At 69.7% G+C, this 18579-nt stretch carries 13 protein-coding genes; 12 read left to right on the top strand and 1 reads right to left on the bottom strand.

The genetic code is table 11. The annotated features are described in order from the left end of the window. Window positions 1-77 precede the first annotated feature (77 nt). The gene (locus tag AC1DVI_RS26445) at window positions 78-1310 is read left to right on the top strand and encodes a diaminopropionate ammonia-lyase (protein WP_476960515.1); all 1233 of its coding nucleotides are present in this window, start codon (window positions 78-80) and stop codon (window positions 1308-1310) included. Window positions 1311-1437: 127 nt separating this feature from the next. Beyond that, window positions 1438-2619 (top strand): aminotransferase, encoded by a 1182-nt coding sequence (locus tag AC1DVI_RS26440; RefSeq protein WP_476960514.1) that lies wholly within the window; start codon window positions 1438-1440, stop codon window positions 2617-2619. A gap of 27 nt (window positions 2620-2646) precedes the next feature. On the opposite strand, the gene AC1DVI_RS26435 is transcribed toward AC1DVI_RS26440, so the two are convergent. Beyond that, on the bottom strand, window positions 2647-3312 hold the full coding sequence (locus AC1DVI_RS26435) for an ATP-dependent Clp protease proteolytic subunit (RefSeq protein ID WP_149167635.1): 666 nt from the start codon (window positions 3310-3312) through the stop codon (window positions 2647-2649). A gap of 167 nt (window positions 3313-3479) precedes the next feature. On the opposite strand from AC1DVI_RS26435, the gene AC1DVI_RS26430 reads away from it, so the two are divergent. From AC1DVI_RS26430 to AC1DVI_RS26385, 10 genes are all read left to right on the top strand, one after another. Next, entirely contained in the window at window positions 3480-4319 is an 840-nt protein-coding gene (locus tag AC1DVI_RS26430; RefSeq protein ID WP_476960513.1) for a CE1 family esterase, read from the top strand. A 102-nt stretch (window positions 4320-4421) separates the two neighbouring features. Continuing rightward, entirely contained in the window at window positions 4422-5276 is an 855-nt protein-coding gene (locus AC1DVI_RS26425; RefSeq protein WP_476960512.1) for an ABC transporter ATP-binding protein, read from the top strand. A gap of 24 nt (window positions 5277-5300) precedes the next feature. After that, a complete protein-coding gene (locus AC1DVI_RS26420; RefSeq protein ID WP_476960511.1) occupies window positions 5301-6110 on the top strand; it encodes an ABC transporter permease in 810 nt (269 codons plus the stop codon). 33 nt (window positions 6111-6143) lie between these two features. Continuing rightward, window positions 6144-7163: an ABC transporter substrate-binding protein gene (locus AC1DVI_RS26415; RefSeq protein ID WP_476960510.1), complete on the top strand. Its 1020-nt coding sequence runs from the start codon at window positions 6144-6146 to the stop codon at window positions 7161-7163. A 121-nt stretch (window positions 7164-7284) separates the two neighbouring features. Further along, complete coding sequence (locus AC1DVI_RS26410) at window positions 7285-7716, top strand: ArsC/Spx/MgsR family protein (RefSeq protein WP_035673230.1); 432 nt, start codon at window positions 7285-7287, stop codon at window positions 7714-7716. Between the two features lie 51 nt (window positions 7717-7767). Beyond that, the gene (locus AC1DVI_RS26405) at window positions 7768-9861 is read left to right on the top strand and encodes a hybrid sensor histidine kinase/response regulator (protein WP_476960509.1); all 2094 of its coding nucleotides are present in this window, start codon (window positions 7768-7770) and stop codon (window positions 9859-9861) included. 13 nt (window positions 9862-9874) lie between these two features. Next, complete coding sequence (locus AC1DVI_RS26400; RefSeq protein WP_476960508.1) at window positions 9875-11827, top strand: response regulator; 1953 nt, start codon at window positions 9875-9877, stop codon at window positions 11825-11827. A 145-nt stretch (window positions 11828-11972) separates the two neighbouring features. Then, window positions 11973-14609 (top strand): hybrid sensor histidine kinase/response regulator, encoded by a 2637-nt coding sequence (locus tag AC1DVI_RS26395; protein WP_476960507.1) that lies wholly within the window; start codon window positions 11973-11975, stop codon window positions 14607-14609. Between the two features lie 14 nt (window positions 14610-14623). Further along, a complete protein-coding gene (locus AC1DVI_RS26390) occupies window positions 14624-16501 on the top strand; it encodes a response regulator (RefSeq protein ID WP_476960506.1) in 1878 nt (625 codons plus the stop codon). A 232-nt stretch (window positions 16502-16733) separates the two neighbouring features. Beyond that, a complete protein-coding gene (locus tag AC1DVI_RS26385) occupies window positions 16734-18419 on the top strand; it encodes a methyl-accepting chemotaxis protein (protein WP_476960505.1) in 1686 nt (561 codons plus the stop codon). The last annotated feature ends 160 nt before the right edge of the window (window positions 18420-18579 follow it).

Raw genomic sequence — 18579 nt, 5'->3', positions numbered from 1 at the left:
GCGCGTGGCTTGACGCGGCGTGGCCGGCAATGCTTTCGTGGCTGCGGCCGTTCCTGCGGCGCTGGAGAGCGAACACGATGTCCGACCTGCCGCCGCTTGGCACCCCGCGTCTCTTTTCGAATCCGCGCGCCGACACGGACCACCCCTACGGGCCTTCCGAACGGGCGATCCTGAGCCGTGCCGCCTTCCAGGATGCGATGAGCGAGATCGGCGCCTGGCCGGGCTACGCCCCGACCCCGTTGCGCTCGCTGAGCGGGCTGGCCCGCGCCGCCGGCGTCGACCGCATCTGGTACAAGGACGAGAGCAGCCGCTTCAACCTGCACAGCTTCAAGGCGCTGGGCGGCGCCTACGCCGTTCTGCGCCTGCTGGTGCGCGAAGTGCAGGCCCGCGTGCCCGGCGTTCCGGTGACCGCGCTGGATCTGGTGGTCGGGCGCTACGCCAAGGTGACCCGCGGCATCACGGTGACCACGGCGACCGACGGCAATCACGGCCGCTCCGTCGCCTGGGGGGCGCAGGTGTTCGGCTGCGGCTGCGTCATCTACATTCCCGGAAACTGCTCCCAGGGGCGGCAGCAGGCGATCGAGTCCTTCGACGCCCGCGTCGTCCGCGTGGCCGGCAATTACGACGACGCGGTGCGGCAGGCCGCGGCGGACGCGCGGGAGCATGGCCGGCACGTTGTCTCCGACACTTCCTACACCGGCTACATGGACATCCCCCGCGACGTCATGCAAGGCTACACGGTGATGGTGGAGGAGGCGATCGGCCAGCTTCCGGCCAGCGAACGCCCGACCCATGTCTTCGTGCAGGGCGGGGTAGGGGCCTTGCCCGCCGCCGTCTGCGGCCATTTGTGGGAAAGCTTGGGCCGCCAGCGCCCGCGCTTCGTGGTGGTGGAGCCGCACGCCGCCGACTGCCTGTACCAGAGCGCCGTCAGCGGCCGTCCGACACCCTCCAAGGGCGATCTGGAGACGCTGATGGCCGGCCTCGCCTGCGGGGAGGTGTCCCTGCTGGCCTGGGCGATCCTGGAGCGCGGGGCCGATGATTTCCTGACCATCCCCGACGACGCGGCGGTGGCGACGATGCGCCTCCTGGCCGAGGGGCGGTATGGGGGGCGGCCCATCGTGGGCGGGGAGTCCGGCGTGGCCGGTCTGGCCGGCCTGCTCTGCGCCGCAGCGGACCCGGCGACCCGCACCAGCCTGGGCCTCGCCCCGGACGCCCGCGTGCTGGTCTTCGGATCGGAAGGGGCGACCGACCCCGAGGTCTATGAGTCCCTGGTTGGCCGCAAGCCGGACGCGGTGCTGAACGGCGCCTGATCCCTGCTTTGCCCCCGCTGGACCTGCCATGCGTGGTCTTCCCGCGCTGGTCCCTTGCGCGAGCCCGGCGGGGCGGTCCACCATGGCGCCCCATAAAAATCGGACCTCGCAGACTGGACATCAGGGAATGGACCGCAGAGACGTCAACCCGCTCGTCGCCGCCACGGAGGCCCCGCCCATCGCCGAGGCGTGGCGCTGGGTCGAGGGCCGCAGCTTTCCGGCGGACAAGCCGCTGATCGACCTCTGTCAGGCGGTGCCCGGTTATCCGCCCGCCGACGCGCTGACCGCCCATCTGGCCGAGCAGGTGCGGGCGCCGGACACGGCGCGCTACACCGCCATCGACGGCATCCCGCCGCTGACCGCGGCGCTGGCCCGGCGCACCGGATCGCTCTACGGAGCGGACGTCACTGCGAACGAGGTGCTGATCACCGCCGGCTGCAATCAGGCCTTCGCGGTGGCGGTGATGGGGCTGGCGCGGGCCGGCGACAACGTGATCCTGCCCGCCCCCTGGTACTTCAACCACAAGATGACGCTGGACATGCTGGGCATCGAGGCCCGGCCGCTGGCGCTGCGCGAGGAGAACGGGCTGATCCCAGACCCGGCGGAGGCCGAGCGGCTGATTGACGCCGGCACCCGCGCGCTGGTGCTGATCTCTCCCAACAACCCGACCGGCGCCATCGCCTCGCCCGACGCCGTCGCCGCTCTGTACGAACTGTGCGAGCGGCGCGGCGTGAAGCTGCTGCTCGACGAGACCTACCGCGACTTTCCGGACTGGGAGGGGCGGGCGCCGCATGGGCTGTTCCAGCGGCCCGGCTGGCGGCGCACGCTGGTCCAGCTCTACAGCTTCTCCAAGGTCTACAGCCTCGCCGGCTACCGGGTGGGCGCGGTGATCGCCGACGCCGGCCTGCTGTCCCAGGCGCGCAAGGTGATGGACTGCCTCGCCATCTGCGCCCCGCATGTCGGACAGAAGGCGGCGTTGTTCGGGCTGGAGAATCTCGACGGCTGGGTGGCGGAGAAGCGCGGCGACATCCTGGCCCGCGTCCATGCCTTCCAATCGGCGATGGAGGCCAGCGGCACCGGTTACCGCATCGCCAGCATCGGGGCCTATTTCGCCTATGTCCGGCATCCCTTCGCCGGCAAGCGCGCCCACGAGGTGGCAGAGGGGCTGGCCCGCGATCACAACATCCTGTGCCTGCCCGGTTCCATGTTTGGTCCCGGCCAGGACAATTACCTGCGCTTCGCCTTCGCCAACGTCGACGCGGCGGTCATGCCGGAGATCGCTCGGCGCCTCAAGGAAAGCGAAGCGTAAAGCGTGGAAAGCGAAGCGTAGAAGACGTCAGCGGATCAGGTGGGTGACGATGTTGGCGCCCACCGCCGCCAGATGGTCGGCGTTGTCGCGGTAGTCGAGGCTGCCGGAGAAGCCGCCGGCGGCCCGCACCCGCTCGATCCAGGCGGGGGCGGCGCCCAGCGCGACCAGACGCTTCACCATCTGGTCGGTGGAGCGCAGCGTCATGCGGCCGTTCTCTGCCAGACGCGGGGCATGCACCATGAACTCCGCGGTCGGCGCGGCGTAGCGCGGGTAGCCGGCCAGATAGAGGCCGACGCACATGCTCTCGCAGGACTGCCCGCCGGCCACACGGGTGGCGACGGAGCGCCCCGCCTGCCGCTCCGCCAGCATCAGGTCGATCATGCGGTAGCCCGCGGTCGTGAACCCGCCGGGGCTGGACAGTTCGACCACCACCGGCTGGCCGGCCGGCACGCTGCGCAGCGCGTCGGAGAAGCGCTGCTCCACGGCCGGCGTGATGATGCCGTCCAGCCGCAGCGTGGTGGAGTCCATCTGATCGACGCGGACCAGCGTGGCGTCAGGGAAGTCGGAGGCGACGGGCGGCGGCGCCGGGTTCGGACGGTTCACCGACAGGCTGTCGGCGGTCGCGGCCCCAGACGAGCCGACGGCCAGCAGCAGCCCCAGAACCATCATGCGTGCAGTCGCGCGAACCGGCATCGAAACCTCCTTGCTCTGGGAAGGAGGGTGCCGGGAAATGCTTGCGTGATGGTTAACGACAAGCCTGCCCAAAGGTGCAACGACCCTCGCCGCAGGCTGTTTATGGAGGAAGGCGATCGTTCGGGCTGTGAATGGTGAAACAATTTTGCGCATTCTGCGCCGCGGCCATGCTGATTCTGTGGTCCTTCCACGGCTTATCGGCGGAATTGGTTAATAATGTGGCGCCGCAGCAATTATCGCGCGGCTGCGGAGCGCCGGCCCCGGCAACGGTGCCCGACCATGTGACGCTGGACGGGGCGGCGCGCGGCATGATCGTGGCCGTGCCGGAGGGCTACCGCCCCGACCGTCCGCACAGTCTCGTCGTCGCCTTCCATGGGCGGACCAACAGCAACGCCGAGGTGCGGCGCTACTTTGCCCTGGAGGGGCAGGCGGGGGAGCCGGCGATCGTCGTCTATCCCGCCAGCCTGAAGGACGCCCGCGGCTTGAACGTGTGGGCCGATCCCGGCGACCCGCCGCACCGGCTGCGCGATTTCCGGCTGTTCGACGCCGTCCTCGAGAGCATGGCCGCGACCTACTGCCTGGACATGGGCCGGGTGTTCGTCGTCGGCCATTCGCTGGGCGGGTCGTTCGCCAACAGCCTCGCCTGCGCGCGGGGCGGGGTGATCCGCGGGCTGGCCAGCGTCGGGGGCGGTTCCGCGCGGCCCAAGGACTGCGGCGGACCGGTCGCCGCCATGGTTTTGCACAACCCGCGCGACGAGCAGGTGCCGGTGTCCGAAGCCCTGCGCCTGCGCCGTTCGCTGCTCGCCCAGGATGGACTGCCGACGGGAAGCGAGCCGGACGAGCCGCACCGCTTCAATTGCCGCCGCTACGGCGCTGAGGGCGCGGCGAATCCGGTGTTGTGGTGCCCGCTGGCTGACGACCGGACGCGCAACGGGCGCTTCTACCCGCATCAATGGCCGCAAGGGGTGGGTCCGGCGATCATGGCGTTCTTCGCGCGGCTGGATTGAATCCCATCATCCGCGGAAACGATTGTTTGCAGCACCCATTGCCGCCACCGCTTCATTCCGCCAAGATGCCGTGAAAACGAACATCAGGGATGGAACGCATCGATGTCAGACAGCGCCGCCGTGGCGGCCGCCCTGCGGACGGAGGGGGCGGACAAGGCCGCGCTCCGCCTGGACGGCGTGACCTGCACCTTTCCATCGCCCGACGGACGCGGGCACAGCTACACGGCGGTCCAGGGCGTGACCCTGTCGGTCGCCGCGGGGGAGTTCGTGTCCATCGTCGGGCCGACCGGCAGCGGCAAATCCACCATCCTGAACGTCGCGGCGGGTCTGCTCGCCCCCAGCGCCGGGCGCGCCCTGGCTTTCGGCCAGCCGGTCGACGGGATCAATCCGCACGCCGGCTACATGTTCCAGGCGGACGCGCTGATGCCCTGGAAGTCGGCGCTGGAGAATGTCGCCGCCGGGCTGGAGTTCCGCGGCGTGCCGCGGCGCGAGGCGGAGGAGCGGGCGCTTCCCTGGCTGGCCCGCGTCGGGCTGGATCGCTTCGGCGACCGCTATCCGCACCAGCTCTCGGGCGGCATGCGCAAGCGGGTGGCGCTGGCCCAGACGCTGATCGTCGATCCGAAGATCGTGCTGATGGACGAACCCTTCTCGGCGCTCGACATCCAGACGCGGCAGTTGATGGAGAACGAACTGCTGGAGCTGTGGTCGGCGGACCGCAAGTCGGTGGTCTTCATCACCCACGACCTGGAGGAGGCCATCTCCATGTCCGACCGGGTGCTGGTGCTGTCCGCCGGCCCCGGAGCCCGGCTGATCGGCGAGTACCGGGTGGACCTGGAACGCCCGCGCGACGTGGCGGAGATCCGCATGACGCCGCGCTTCCTCGACCTGCACCGGGAAATCTGGGGGCAGCTCCGCGAGGAAGTGCTGAAGGGCTATGCCCAGACCAAACTGAAATGATGTCCAAGCTGACGTGAGGACCCTATGGCCGTGGCCCGTGTGAAACGCCTGCCGAGCCGCCCGGTGATCCTGCTGCTGCAGGTCGCCGTTCTGGTCGGTTTCTTCCTGCTCTGGCACGTCCTGACCGCGACGAAGATCCTGAGCCCCTTCTTCTTCGGCACGCCGCTGGCGGTGCTGGAGCGCACCTGGAGCGACTTCGCGTCCGGCGTGATCTGGTACCATCTCGGGATCACGCTTCTGGAAACCGCCCTGGCCTTCGCCATCGGCACCATCGCGGGCATCGCCTTCGGCTTCTGGTTCGCCCGCGCGCCCTTGGTTTCCATCGTCTTCGACCCCTACATCAAGGCGGTGAACGCGCTGCCCCGCGTGGTGCTGGCGCCGATCTTCGCGCTGTGGCTGGGCCTCGGCATCTGGTCCAAGGTGGCGCTGGGGGTGACGCTGGTCTTCTTCATCGTCTTCTTCAACGTCTACCAGGGCGTGAAGGAGGTCAGCCCGGTCGTGCTGGCCAACGCGAAGATGCTGGGGGCGAGCAACCGGCACCTGTTCCGGCACGTCTATCTGCCGTCCGCCCTGTCCTGGGTCTTTTCCAGCCTGCACACCGCGGTCGGCTTCGCCATGGTCGGCGCGGTGGTGGGCGAGTATCTCGGCTCCGCCGCCGGCCTCGGCTACCGCATCCATCAGGCGGAGGGGGTGTTCGACACGGTCGGCGTCTTCTCCGGCATGCTGGTGCTGACGATCTTCGTCGTGGTGATCGACGCCGTGGTGACCATCATCGAAAAACGCCTTCTGCACTGGCGCCCGCAGGAGGCGCAGACGACCAACGCGCAGGGATGACTGCGCCATAGCAAGAAACTTGGGAGGGAAGCCATGCGTATGAAAAGCGTGATCGCCGCCGCGGCGGTGGTCCTGGCCTTCGGGATCGGCGGGGCGAACGCCCAGCAGGTCGAGAAGAAGGACCTGAAGCTGGCGGTCGGCGGCAAGCCGCTGCTCTATTACCTGCCGCTGACGGTGGCGGAGCGGCTCGGCTACTTCAAGGAGGCCGGGTTGAACGTCGAGATCAACGACTTCGGCGGCGGCGCCAAGAGCCTCCAGGCGCTGGTCGGCGGTTCGGCGGACATCGTGACGGGCGCCTTCGACCACACGGTGCAGATGCAGGCCAAGGACCAGCCAATCACCGCCGTGGTGCTGCTGGGCCGCTATCCGGGCATCGTGCTGGCCTCGGTCAACAAGGCCGGCACGATCAAGTCGATCAAGGAGCTGAAGGGCAAGAAGATCGGCGTGACCGCCCCTGGCTCCTCGACCAACTTCATGGTCAACTACCTGTTGACCCAGCACGGCATGACGCCGGAGGACGTGTCCTTCATCGGCGTCGGCGGCGGTCCCAGCGCGGTGGCCGCGGTGAAGCGCGGCGAGATCGACGCCATCGCCAACCTCGACCCGGTGATCAGCCAGTTGGAGGCCGACGGCGACGTGACCCCGATCGCCGACACCCGGACGGAGAAGGGCACGCTGGACACTTACGGTGGGCCGTACCCGGCGGCGGTGCTCTACACCACGCCGGCCTTCATCAAGGAGAATCCAAAGACCACGCAAGCGCTGGTCGACGTCTTCGTGCGGACGCTGAAGTGGCTGGATCAGGCCAAGACCGAGGACGTCCTGAAGGTCCTGCCGCCGGAGTACTTCCTCGGCAACCAGACGCTCTACGCCCAGGCGTTCGAGCATTCGAAGCCGACCTACTCGCCCGACGGCCGCTTCTCCCAGGAGGGGGCGGAGGCCGCCTACAAGGTGCTGAAGGCCTTCGACAAGGCGGTGGCCGCGACGGACATCGACCTGTCCAAGACCTACACGAACGCCTACGTCGAGGACTCGCTGAAGCGCATCAAGTGATTGGCGAACAGCCGACCCGCTCGACAATCCGGGGGTGCGACATTCCGTCACCGGCACCCCCGGTCCCCGCGCCGGTAGACTGGACCTAATTCGTCCTGTTTCGATGCGGAGCACCAATCCCATGACGGAAGTGATCTTTTACGGTCTGTCCGGCTGCACGGCGAACGCCAAGCAGAAGCTTCAACTCCAGGCCGCCGGCCACACGCTGGTGGAGCGCGATCTGGCCGCCGAGCCCCTCACCGCCGAAACCCTGCGCCCCTTCTTCGAGGACCGTCCGGTCGAGGACTGGTTCAACCGCCGCGCCGCCGCCGTGAAGACCGGCGCCGTGAAGCCCGACGAGTTGGACGAGGAGTCGGCGCTGGCCGCCCTTCTGGCCGACCGCGACCTGATCCGCCGCCCGCTGCTCCAGGTCGGGGCGGACCGCAAGGCCGGATTCGACCCCAACACGCTGCACGCCTGGATCGGCCTGACCGCGTCCGGTGAAAGCTGCGACGACAAGCATTCGCGCGGCGTCTGCGACCACGGCCATCACCATTTCCCGAAGCAGGGCTGAGCGCGGAATCAACTGGCGGGGGGACCGGGCGTAATGGTTGAATGCCGGGTTATGGACCGGCCCGACCAAGAGCTTGCGGAACTCCTCGACACCCTGGGCGCGCGGCTGTCCGCCGCGCCGCCCGGCGCGTTGGCCCATCTGCGGGGTCCGTTGCGGGCGCTGCGGAACCGGCTCGACGCCGTCGTGAAAATCCCGGCTCCGAGCCATCCCATGGAGGATGGCCCCCTGGAGAACGGCGAGACGCATTTCCGCGCGCTGCTGTCCGACGCCATCGGCTGCGTGTCCGAAGGCTTCGTGCTGTTCGGCGCCGACGGGCGGCTGGTGCTGTGCAACGACCGCTACCGCGCCGCCTACCCGCTGCTGTCCGACCATCTGGTTCCCGGCGTCCGTTTCGCCGATCTGCTGCGGGTCGCGGTGGAGCGGGGGGCGGCCGGCGACGATCTGGGCGATCCGTCCGATTGGATCGCCGAGCGGCTGAACCGCCACACCCGCAGCGGGCCGCCGACCGATCACCAGCTCGGCGACGGGCGCTGGTACCGCATCAGCGAGCACGCCACGCGCTTCGGCGGCGTAGTCAAGATCCTCACCGACATCACCGAGCTGAAGCGCCACGAGGAGGCGCTGGCCGACAGCGAGGCGCGCTACCGCCGGCTGGTCGAGATGGCGCCCTACGGCATCCTGATCTGGGACGGGCAGCGGTTGCGCTTCACCAACCGCTCCGCCGCGCTGATCCTGGGCAGCGGGGATCCCGACGCCATGCTGCGCATCCCGCTCGTCGAGGCGACAGAGTTCGACGGGGTGCAGCGCCTGTTCGACTGGCTGCCCCCGCCCGACAGCGGCCTGGAAGCCCCGCCGCCGGTCGAGGCCCGCTTCGTCACCGCGCAGGGTGCCCTGCGGGAACTGGAGGTCGGCATCCACCCCTTCGCGGTCGAGGGAGAGGCGGCGTGGTTCCTCGTCCTCACCGACATCACCGGGCGCAAGCAGGCGGAGCGCGCCATCCAGCAGGCGCAGAAGATGCAGGCCATCGGCCAGTTGGCCGGCGGCATCGCCCACGAGTTCAACAACATGCTGACGGCCATCGGCGGCTTCGCCCAGATGGCCCGCCGCGCCCCGCAGGACCGCCCGCGGGTCGAGCAGTGCCTGACCGAGATCGTCAAGGCGACCGACCGCGCCTCCGGCCTGACCGCCCAGCTACTCAGCTTCGGGCGGCCCGGCCAGACCGACGCGGCGCGTCCGGTGCGCGTCGGCGCGGTGATCGACGATTTGCGCCGCTTCCTCGGCCCCACGCTGGGCGAGCGCCACCCGCTGCGGACCGAGGGCGCCGGGGGCAGGGCGGTGGTGACCATCGACCCCGCCCTGCTGCACCAGTCGCTGCTCAATCTCGTGCTCAACGCCCGCGACGCCATGCCGGAGGGCGGCCCGATCACCATCGCGGTGGAGCGGACGGACGATCCCGGCGTGTCCATCACCGTCGCCGACACCGGTTGCGGCATCGATCCGGCGGTGGTGGACCGCATCTTCGAACCCTTCTTCACCACCAAGGAGCCGGGGGCCGGGACCGGGCTGGGGCTGGCGCTCGTCTATTCCACGGTCGCGCGGGCCGGCGGCGCGGTGGAGGTGGACACGGAGCTGGGGCGCGGCACCGTCTTCACGCTCCGCTTCCCGGTGGAGGACGCTGCGGAGCTGCCGGACGCGGACGCCCCCGGTCTGGACGATCCCGTCTTCCTGGACGCGGAGAATGAGGAGATGGAGGGGCTGTCGATGGCCGCCACCGTCCTGCTGGTGGAGGACGAGGCGCAGGTGCGCGACTTCATCCGCCTGACGCTGGAGGACATGGGCATGCGGGTGGTCTGCGCCGCCGACGGCGCGGAGGCCCTGCGCGCCTACGCCGACCATGGCGGGGCCTTCGACCTGCTGGTGACCGACCTCGTGATGCCGCAGGTCGGCGGGGCGTCGGTGGCCCGCGCGCTTCGCCGGGAGAATCCGGATCTGCCGACCGTCCTGATGTCCGGCTACCCGCCGGAGACGGAAAGCCTGGACGACCTGCTGGCCGATCCGAAATCAGGCGGGCGCCGCATCGTCTTCCTGCGCAAGCCGATCAACCCGGACGAGCTGGCCGACACGATCCACGCGCTGCTGATCTGATGGCGGGACATCGATGAGCGCCGTTCCGCCGCCTTCCCCGCTCCCGACCGACGGCATTCCCATCGGCGCTTACGACGTCGACGCCCTTCTCGGCGAACTGAGCGGCGACGCGCCGGAGGAGGCGCCGGAGTCCGCCGTCTGCGTCCGGGTCGAGGAGGTCTTCGCCCCCGCCGCGCGATTCCTGATCGCGGAGGAGCTGGCGGAGTTCCTGGAGGCGCGCGGCATCACCCCCACCGAATTCCTGCACAAGGTGGAGCCGCAACGCTCCTTCCTCGACTGGCCGCGCCGCGCCCAGGTGCTGGAGCGGGTGGCGCAGCGGCAGGCCCGCCCCGGCCGCCGCTCCCCCGCCATGCGGCTGGAGGAGCTGAAGCGGCTGGAGCAGGAGGTGCTGGCCGTCACCGCCCGCCGCGCCCACGGCGGTGCGGCCCTGTCCATCGACGCCAAGCAGTTCGCCGCTACGGTCGCCCAGACCATGGCGCGGACGCCGGGATTCGCCGGGCGTCACACCATCGATTGCTGGCTGTCCGCTTGGTTGGGAGAAGGGCGCAACCACGAGCTTCGGCTGGTGCGAATCCTGTCGCTCGACGGGGACGGGCTGTCCGGCGAGGGCATCGCCATCCTCGACCAGATCGTCGGGGAGATGCTGGCCAACGGGCTGGTGGTCGAGGCGCTGTTCGGCTGGGCGGACGGGCTGCGCGGCGTGCTCGACGCCATGGCGATGGTCTGGCGGGGCGAGGCGCCGTCGCACCCCGACGCCCCGGCGGTGCTGCACCGCCTGTCCGCCTTCGTCGTCCGCCATCAGGCGCGCGCCGCCCGGCTGGGGCTGGAGGCGGGGGTTCACCACGCCCTGCTCGGCGATGCGCCGCTGTCCGGCACCAAGGCGGAGCCGAACAGCGTGGCGGCGGTGCTGGACGAGCTGTCGGCGATCAGCCTCCTCGCCGCCCGCCTGACGGTGAAGGGCGGGGTGATCGGCGGGGAGCGCACGACCCGGCTGATCGACCGGCGGGTGGCGCTCCTGCTGTCCGGCGCGCGGCTGGAGGCGGTGCTGCACGCCAAGAGCCACTACGCCCGCATCGTCGATCTGCTGGCCTTCGAAGGGGCGGTGTCGGGGGAGCGCAGCCGGCGCATGATTGTCGCCCATCTGCGCCGCCACCTGGAGGCCCGCGACTTCACCCAGCGCCTGTTCGAGACGGCCCGCACGCCGCGCGCCCGCATCAAGGCGCTGGCCGACCTGCAACGGCGGGTGCAGCGCTCCACCCTGCCGGACGGCCTGCGCGAGCGCTACGTCCGCATGCTCGACGAGATCCAGAACACCTTCCTGCGCACCAACAAGGTCTTCGCCCGCATCGCCAAGGACCGCCCGCCCCACGTCGACGAGGTCATGGAGTTCGCCAGCCTGCTCGCCGAGGGCGCCTTCACCGAGGGGAAATGCGTGGCGGCGGCGCGCGAGCTTGTCGGGCACCATGTCCGTTCCACCGCCTTCCTGCGCGGCTACCTCGCCCGTTGCAAGGACGCGACGGAGCAGCGGGCCGAGCGCTTCGCCCATTTCTTCGCGACGCTGGCCGGCGCCGGCCTGCCGATGCGCGCCATGAACACGCTGCGCGTCCTGCTGGCCGACGACGAGCCGGCCGCGCGCGGCTATGTCGAGATGATCCTGCGCGACCTCGGCATCACCGACCTGACCATCGCCCAGGACGGGCGCGAGGCGCTGACCCGATTCGAGGAACGGCAGGGCGCCTTCGACCTCATCGTCTGCGACTGGAAGATGCCGCGCCTGTCGGGGCTGGAGTTCCTGAAGCTGGTCCGCGCGGTCCGACCGGACATGCCCTTTCTGATGGTCACCGCGCTCGCCACCATCATCGCGGTCGAGGAGGCCATGGCCCACGACGTCACCGCCTACATCGCCAAACCCTTTTCTCCCGAACAGCTCGAAGAGAAGATCCTGGTTCTGGTCAACCGGCGCTGAGCGGTGAAAATCGTATGCTCACGGTAGAATCCGGTCGTACGAAGGCGAACAGCGAAACCGGCTGTTAACGGCTCCCCTCCTATTACGGGTCTATGCACGGCGCGCCTTGCGCGGCGGTACACCCATGACAATGGAGCGGGGCTCCGTGGATCTTTCCGGCCGGGGCGGGCTGCCCCCCACCGACACCGACCTCGACGTCCGTGCCGTCCGGCCGGCCGGGGAAGCGGCAGCGCGCCGCGGGCTGGGCGGGCTGACCGACCTGCTGTTCCTCATGCTCGGCGCCGCCGGCCTGCTGGCCGTGATGATGCCGGAGGAGGGGCGCGACCGGCTGATGCTGCCGCTCGGCGTGATGACGCTGGCGATGGCGGCGCTGGCCGTCCTTTCGGTGCGCCGCGCGCGCGCTGCGGCGGCGGCTCTGGACCGCTCCGCCCGTCTGCTGCGCACCGCCAACGAGGAATTGGCGGCCAGCCGCCAGCGCTTTCGCGACTTCGCCGAGGCCGCGTCCGACTGGTTCTGGGAAAGCGCCTCCGACCATCGCTACACCTATGTGTCCGAACGGCTTCCGGAGCTTCTTGGCGGTGATCCGGCGCCGGTGTTCGGCGATTCGCTGCTCGACCTCGGTGCGTTGGTCGAGGACACCGACACCTGGCTCGTCCAGCTGGCCGACATCGAGGCCGGGCGAGCCTTCCGCGATCTGGAAATTATGCTGCGCGACGGGGCGGGCGACACCCGTGTCTTCCGCATAAGCGCCCAGCCCTTCACCGACGCGGACGGGCGGTTCGCCGGCTACCGCGGCACCGGCATCGAGACGACCGCGGAGACGCTGGCCCTGGTCGAGGCGCGCTTCATGCAGTCGGTGGTGCACGACGCGCTGTCCAGCATTTCCGAGGGCTTCGTGCTGTTCAGCCCGGACGACCGGCTGATCTTCTGCAACGAGCGTTACCGCAGCGCCTATCCGAATCTGGCCGACGTGCTGGTGCCCGGCACCGCCTTCAAGGACATCCTGCGCGCCGCCGCCGAGCGCGGCGGCTATGACGGCGACGACCGCGAGATGGCGAACTGGATCGCCGAGCGGATGAAGCGCCACCTGCTGCACACCGACCCGGTGGACGGGCGGCTGTCCGACGGGCGCTGGTACCGCATCAGCGAGCACGCCACCGGCTCCGGCGGCATCGTGAAGATCCTGATGGACATCACCGAACTGAAGCGGCGCGAGGAACAGCTCGCCGGCCAGACGGAGCGGCTGGAGGCCACCGTCAGCGCGCTCAGCGAGAGCGAGAAGCGCTACCGCCAGCTGGTCGAGCTGGCGCCCTACGGCATCGTCATCTGGGACCGCCGGGCCATCCGCTTCGGCAACGCCGCGGCGGCGTCCATCCTGGGGGTGGGCGGCAACGACGGGCTGGAGGGGGTGGACCTCAACCGCTTCATCGTGGAGGCGGAGACGGTGACGACGCGTTTGGGGCTGGGGCTGGGGCTGGGCGCGGAGGGCGACCACCAGCGCGTGGAATGCGCGATCGCCCGCCCGTCGGGCGAACAGCGCCACGTGGAGATCGGCGCCTTTCCCGCGGTCTACCAGCGGGAACCGGCGGTTCTCCTGGTGCTGAACGACGTGACCGACCGCCGCCGTGCCGAGGCGGAGCTTCAGAAGTCGCAGAAGATGGAGGCGGTGGGCCGCATGGCCGGCGGCATCGCCCACGAGTTCAACAACATGCTGACCGCCATCGGCGGATTTGCCCGGCTGGCCGAACGGGCGCCGGACGATCCGGCGCGCGTCACCACCTGCGTGCGGGAGATCGCCAAGGCCTCCGACCGGGCCGCCGCGCTGACCGCGCAGCTTCTCGACTTCTCGCGCCGCCGCCCGTCCGACGAGACGGAGGTGGTGGCGCTGGCGCCGCTGGTGCGCGACCTGAAGATCTTCCTGAAGCCGCTGATGAGCGCCGGCATCGACCTGGACATCCGCATCGGCGACGGCGACGCCCACGCCGTCGCCAACCCGGTGATGCTGAACCAGGCCATCCTGAACCTCGCCCTCAACGCGCGCGACGCCATGCCGGACGGCGGGCGGCTGACCATCACGCTGGACAGCGCCCTGCCGGATACCGGCTTCTTCGGGCGGCACGGCGCGCTGGCGCACGGCCGCTACGCCGTAATCCGCGTCATCGACGAGGGCTGCGGCGTGCCGGAGGCGGTGCGCGACCGCATCTGGGAGCCCTTCTTCACCACCAAGGAGCCGGGCAAGGGCACCGGTCTCGGCCTGTGGATGGTCTACGGGACCGCCCGGCAGGCCGGCGGCGCCGTGGAGATGGAGGCCGGGCCGGACGGGCGCGGCAGCGTCTTCTCCATCCATCTGCCCGCCGTTCCCGCCCCCGTGAAGGCCGGTTCGCCGACTGACGGGCTGGGGCTGGGCGAGGACGAGGGTGCCGCCATCCTGCTGGTGGACGACGAGGACTCCGTGCGCACCTATGTCCGGCTGGCGCTGGAGGAGGCCGGCTGCACGGTGACGGAGGCGGTGGACGGGCTGGATGCGCTGGAGCGCTGGGACGAATGCGGCGGGCTGTTCGACGCCGTGGTGTCCGACATGTCGATGCCCCGCATGAACGGCCTGGAACTGAGCCGCGCCCTGGCGGAGCGCAACCCCGATCTGCGCATCCTCTTCCTGACCGGCTACGCGTCCCATGAAACGGCGGCGGACATGACGGCACAGCCCGGCCGCCGGATCGTCATGAAGCCAGTGGCCCCGGACCGCCTGATCGAGGCGGTGCGCGGGCTGCTGGCCGAATGAGACGGGGTTAGGGCATGGCATCGGACCAGAGCATCGCGGACGGCCGGGACCTGGAGACGGACGGCGGAAGCGATACCGCCGTCTGCCGGACCCCGGAGGACTTCTACACCCCGCAGGGCCGGGACAGCATCGGCCGGCATTGCCAGCGCTATTTCGATGAGAACGCGCTGACTCCGACCGAGCTTCTGCACTCCCCCCGCCATCAGCAGAGCCTGTCCAACATCCCGACCTTCGTCGCCATCCTGCAGCAGGCGGAGCGGGCGATGGACCGCAAGGGCGCGCTGACCGCCCTGGTCAACGAGGTCGCCCGGGTGACCCGTGAGCGGCTGAAGGACGCCCAGCCGCCGGACCTGACGCCGGCCACCTACGCCGCCACCGCGGAGCGGCTGATCGCCGCCCGCGACGCCTTCACCGGGCGCTTCATGGTCGATGCGGCGCTGACCACGCACCTGTATCAAGGCCGCAGCTTCGCCGAGAAGGCGCGGCTTCTTCTGGAACTGGCGGACGGCCTGGAGGACGCCGACGCGCTGGCGCCGCTCGACCGGCTGCTCGGCGAGATCCTGCGCAGCGACACCGGCACGGCCTCCTGCTCCCTGGACGCTGCCTTCGTGGACCGGGTGGACATGATCGTGTCGCTGATCGCCGGGGACAAGCCGCTGTCCGACGAGGCGCCACCGGTCTTCAAGGGTCTTGAGACGCTGGTGCGCCGCACGGCCATGCCGGTGCTGAGCGACAGCCTGATCTTCGCGCTGCGCCGTGAATTGTCGAAGCCCGACCGCTTCACCATCACCAGCGCCGGCGACCTGTTCGGGGTGGAGGCGGTTCAGCGGGAGATCATGGCGCTGAGTCAGGTGTCCCAGCGGCTGCGCACGGGGGAAGGCTATTTCGGCGGCGCCCGGACGGAGGCGGCGCTCCAGCGGCGCAGCGCTCTGCTCGTCAACGAGGACACGCTGCCCGAGATCACCAAGGGGCGGACGCTGATGCAGAAGCTCCGCATCCTGTTCGTTCTGCAGAAAATGCCGCTGTCGCCCAGCGCCGAGCGGGCGGTGAACGGCTATCTGACCCAGTTCTTCGACGGGCGGGATTTCGCCGGGCGCCTGCTCGACTGTTGGAAGGAGAAGACCGAGAAGCTGAAGGGGCTGTCGGAGGTCCAGAAGCTCGTGCTCGACAGCGCCTTCGCGGAGGATGCCCGCGAGCATATGGCCGGGCAGATCGACGAGATCCAGAACGCCTTCATCCGCACCCAGCGCCTGCTGAGCCCCCTTCAGGGCAAGGACGAGCCGAACCCCGACACGGTGCTGGAGATGGTGCGGCTGGCCGGTGACGGCGCCTTCTGCCGCGGCAAGAGCCGGGCGGCGGTCGCCAAGGCGCTGTACCGGCAGGTGCACCGGCCGCGCTTCGTGCGCTCCTTCCTGCTGGGCGCCACGGGCGGCAAGGAGCGCTCGGCCCGCGCCTCCTGGATGCGCGGGGCGCTGGGGGTGATCGGCGTGCCCTTCATCGATCTCGGCGCCATCCGCGTTCTGGTCGTCGACGACGAGGACGGGCCGCGGCACTTCGTCGAATCGGTGCTGCGCGACCTTGGCATCGGTCACATCGACACGGCGGCGGACGGCCAGGAGGCGTTGCTCCGGCTGGCCGGGGACGGGGCGTACGACCTGATCGTCTGCGACTGGATGATGCCGAAGGCCAGCGGCCTGGACGTGCTGCGCCGCGTGCGCGAAGTGCGGCGCGATCTGCCCTTCCTGATGGTGACGGCGCTCGCCACGCTGAAGGCCGTGGAGCGGGCGCTGGCCCACAATGTCAGCGCCTACATCGCCAAGCCCTTCACCCCGGAACAGCTCGAGGAAAAGATTTTCCTCGTCCTGACCCAGAAATCAGCCCCCGGCGCCTGACCGCGATAGAACACGTCCAAGCGTGACAACTTTCAAACCTCGCAAGGGACATCAATTTTCTGACAGAACAAACAAAACGTCCGCAACGAAAGGTCTATGATCAACGCTCAGTCTTTGGGTTCTATCAAGTAAAACTATTAATGAATGAGTCACGATTTCTCTTATAGCATTCCGATGGCCGAACGGCCGGCGCGCAATCGGTCATCGGCGCGCATTTGTCGGAAGGGTTGTCATGTTCGATAATTTGTCCATCCGCTCGAAGCTCTGGGGGTTGGTGGCTCTGGCGAGCATCGCGTCGGCTGCCGTCGTCGGCGCCGGCCTCTGGCTGAATTACCAGCGCATGCACGCGGACCGCGTCCAGTCCCTGCGCTTCATGGTGGAGGCCGCCCACAGCATGGCCGCCGCTTACGAGGCGGAGGCCGCCTCCGGGCAGATCACGCGGGAGGAGGCCCAGGCCCGCTTCAAACGGTCGCTTCTCGGCATGCGCTACGGCGGGCAGGAATATTTGTTCGCGATCACCCTGGACGGCTTCGGCTTCGCCCATCCCAGCCCGAAGATGATGGGGCAGGACATTTCCGGCGTGAAGGACACCAGGGGGGCGCCGATCCTGATGGACATGGCGCGGATCGCCAGGGCCACGGGTGAGGGAACCTACGGCTATTTCTGGAACGTCGCCCCAGGCAGCGACGAGACGGCGGCGAAGCTGTCCTACATCAAGATCTTCCAGCCCTGGGGGATCTACATCGGAACGGGCGTCTTCGTCGACGACATCCGCGGCGCCTTCCTGGGCACGCTGTGGACCGTCCTGGCGGTGGCCGGCTTGTCGGCGGTGCCGGCGGTCTGCCTGATCGCGCTGGTCGGGGTGCGGCTCAGCGCCACGATCCGCAGCCTCAGCACCCGCATGCACACCCTGGCGGACGGAGACCTCTCCGTCGCCTTTCCCGAGGCGAACCGCCGCGACGAGATCGGCGCCATGGCCAGCGCCGCCCGCGTGTTCCTGAGCAACGCCGAGGAGAAGAAGCGCCTGGAAGCCGATCAGGCCGCCGCTCTCCGCCGCTCGGAGGAGGACAAGCGCCGCACCCTCGCCGGCCTCGCCGAGCGGTTCGAGCGGAGCGTCGGCGAGGTGATGAAGTCGGTGTCTCTCGAAACCGAGGAGATGGAGCGCGAGGCCCAGGAGATGACCCGGGCCGCCGGACAGACCGACCGGCTGGCCGGCGCCGTGGCGGCGGCGACGGAACAGACCTCGGTCAATGTGCAGACGGTCGCCGTGGCGACGGAGCAGCTGTCCGGCTCGGTGGGGGAGATCAGCCGCCGGGTCGCCGACGCCTCGCGGATCGCGCGCGACGCCGCCACCGCGTCGGAGCGGGCCACGGGAAAGGTGACCGGGCTGGCCGAGGCGGTCGGGCGGATCGGCACCGTGGTCAGCCTGATCAACGACATCGCGGCGCAGACCAACCTGCTGGCGCTCAACGCCACCATCGAGGCGGCCCGCGCGGGCGAGGCCGGCAAGGGCTTCGCGGTGGTCGCGGGCGAGGTGAAGAGCCTCGCCAGCCAGACCGCCCGCGCCACCGAGGAAATTGCCGCCCAGGTCGCCGGCGTCCAGTCCGCGACCGGCGAGGCGGTGGCGGAGATCAGCGGTGTGGCGCGGGTCATCGAGCAGGTGAACGGCATCGCCACGATCATCGCGTCGGCGGTGGAGGAGCAGGGGGCAGCCACCCAGGCGATCAGCCGCAACGTCCAGCAGGCCGCCGACGTCACGCGCGAGGTGGCGCGCGACATCTCCGGGGTCACCGCCGCCGCCGGGCAGTGCGGGACAATGGCCTACGCCGTGCTGGAGGCGTCCCGGCAACTGGCCCAGCAGTCGGAATCCCTGAACGGCGAGATCGGCGGCTTTCTGCGGACCCTGCGCACGCAGTGAATGGTGAAACGGCGCCGCGCCATGTTCTCCGACCAAGTGCCGCTGGAGGTGGCCAAGCGCTACGAACCGCTGATGCAGGAGGAATCGCAGCGCGTGCTTCTGGACATCGGAGGCTGGATTCCCTTCCCGCTCCTACCCGCCCGCGGCGCCCGCGTGGCCG

This window comes from Azospirillum sp. P4_B5 (assembly GCF_056402275.1).
This window is presented reverse-complemented; position numbering and strand designations above follow the sequence as displayed.

Excerpts from the sequence above, each read along its gene's own strand:
- AC1DVI_RS26385 (WP_476960505.1), top strand. The coding sequence starts at position 16,734 with ATGTTCGATAATTTGTCCATCCGCTCGAAGCTCTGGGGGTTGGTGGCT.
- AC1DVI_RS26435 (WP_149167635.1), bottom strand. The coding sequence starts at position 3,312 with ATGCCGGTTCGCGCGACTGCACGCATGATGGTTCTGGGGCTGCTGCTG.
- AC1DVI_RS26440 (WP_476960514.1), top strand. The coding sequence starts at position 1,438 with ATGGACCGCAGAGACGTCAACCCGCTCGTCGCCGCCACGGAGGCCCCG.
- AC1DVI_RS26430 (WP_476960513.1), top strand. The coding sequence starts at position 3,480 with ATGCTGATTCTGTGGTCCTTCCACGGCTTATCGGCGGAATTGGTTAAT.
- AC1DVI_RS26400 (WP_476960508.1), top strand. The coding sequence starts at position 9,875 with ATGAGCGCCGTTCCGCCGCCTTCCCCGCTCCCGACCGACGGCATTCCC.
- AC1DVI_RS26445 (WP_476960515.1), top strand. The coding sequence starts at position 78 with ATGTCCGACCTGCCGCCGCTTGGCACCCCGCGTCTCTTTTCGAATCCG.
- AC1DVI_RS26420 (WP_476960511.1), top strand. The coding sequence starts at position 5,301 with ATGGCCGTGGCCCGTGTGAAACGCCTGCCGAGCCGCCCGGTGATCCTG.
- AC1DVI_RS26425 (WP_476960512.1), top strand. The coding sequence starts at position 4,422 with ATGTCAGACAGCGCCGCCGTGGCGGCCGCCCTGCGGACGGAGGGGGCG.
- AC1DVI_RS26390 (WP_476960506.1), top strand. The coding sequence starts at position 14,624 with ATGGCATCGGACCAGAGCATCGCGGACGGCCGGGACCTGGAGACGGAC.
- AC1DVI_RS26410 (WP_035673230.1), top strand. The coding sequence starts at position 7,285 with ATGACGGAAGTGATCTTTTACGGTCTGTCCGGCTGCACGGCGAACGCC.
- AC1DVI_RS26405 (WP_476960509.1), top strand. The coding sequence starts at position 7,768 with ATGGACCGGCCCGACCAAGAGCTTGCGGAACTCCTCGACACCCTGGGC.
- AC1DVI_RS26415 (WP_476960510.1), top strand. The coding sequence starts at position 6,144 with ATGCGTATGAAAAGCGTGATCGCCGCCGCGGCGGTGGTCCTGGCCTTC.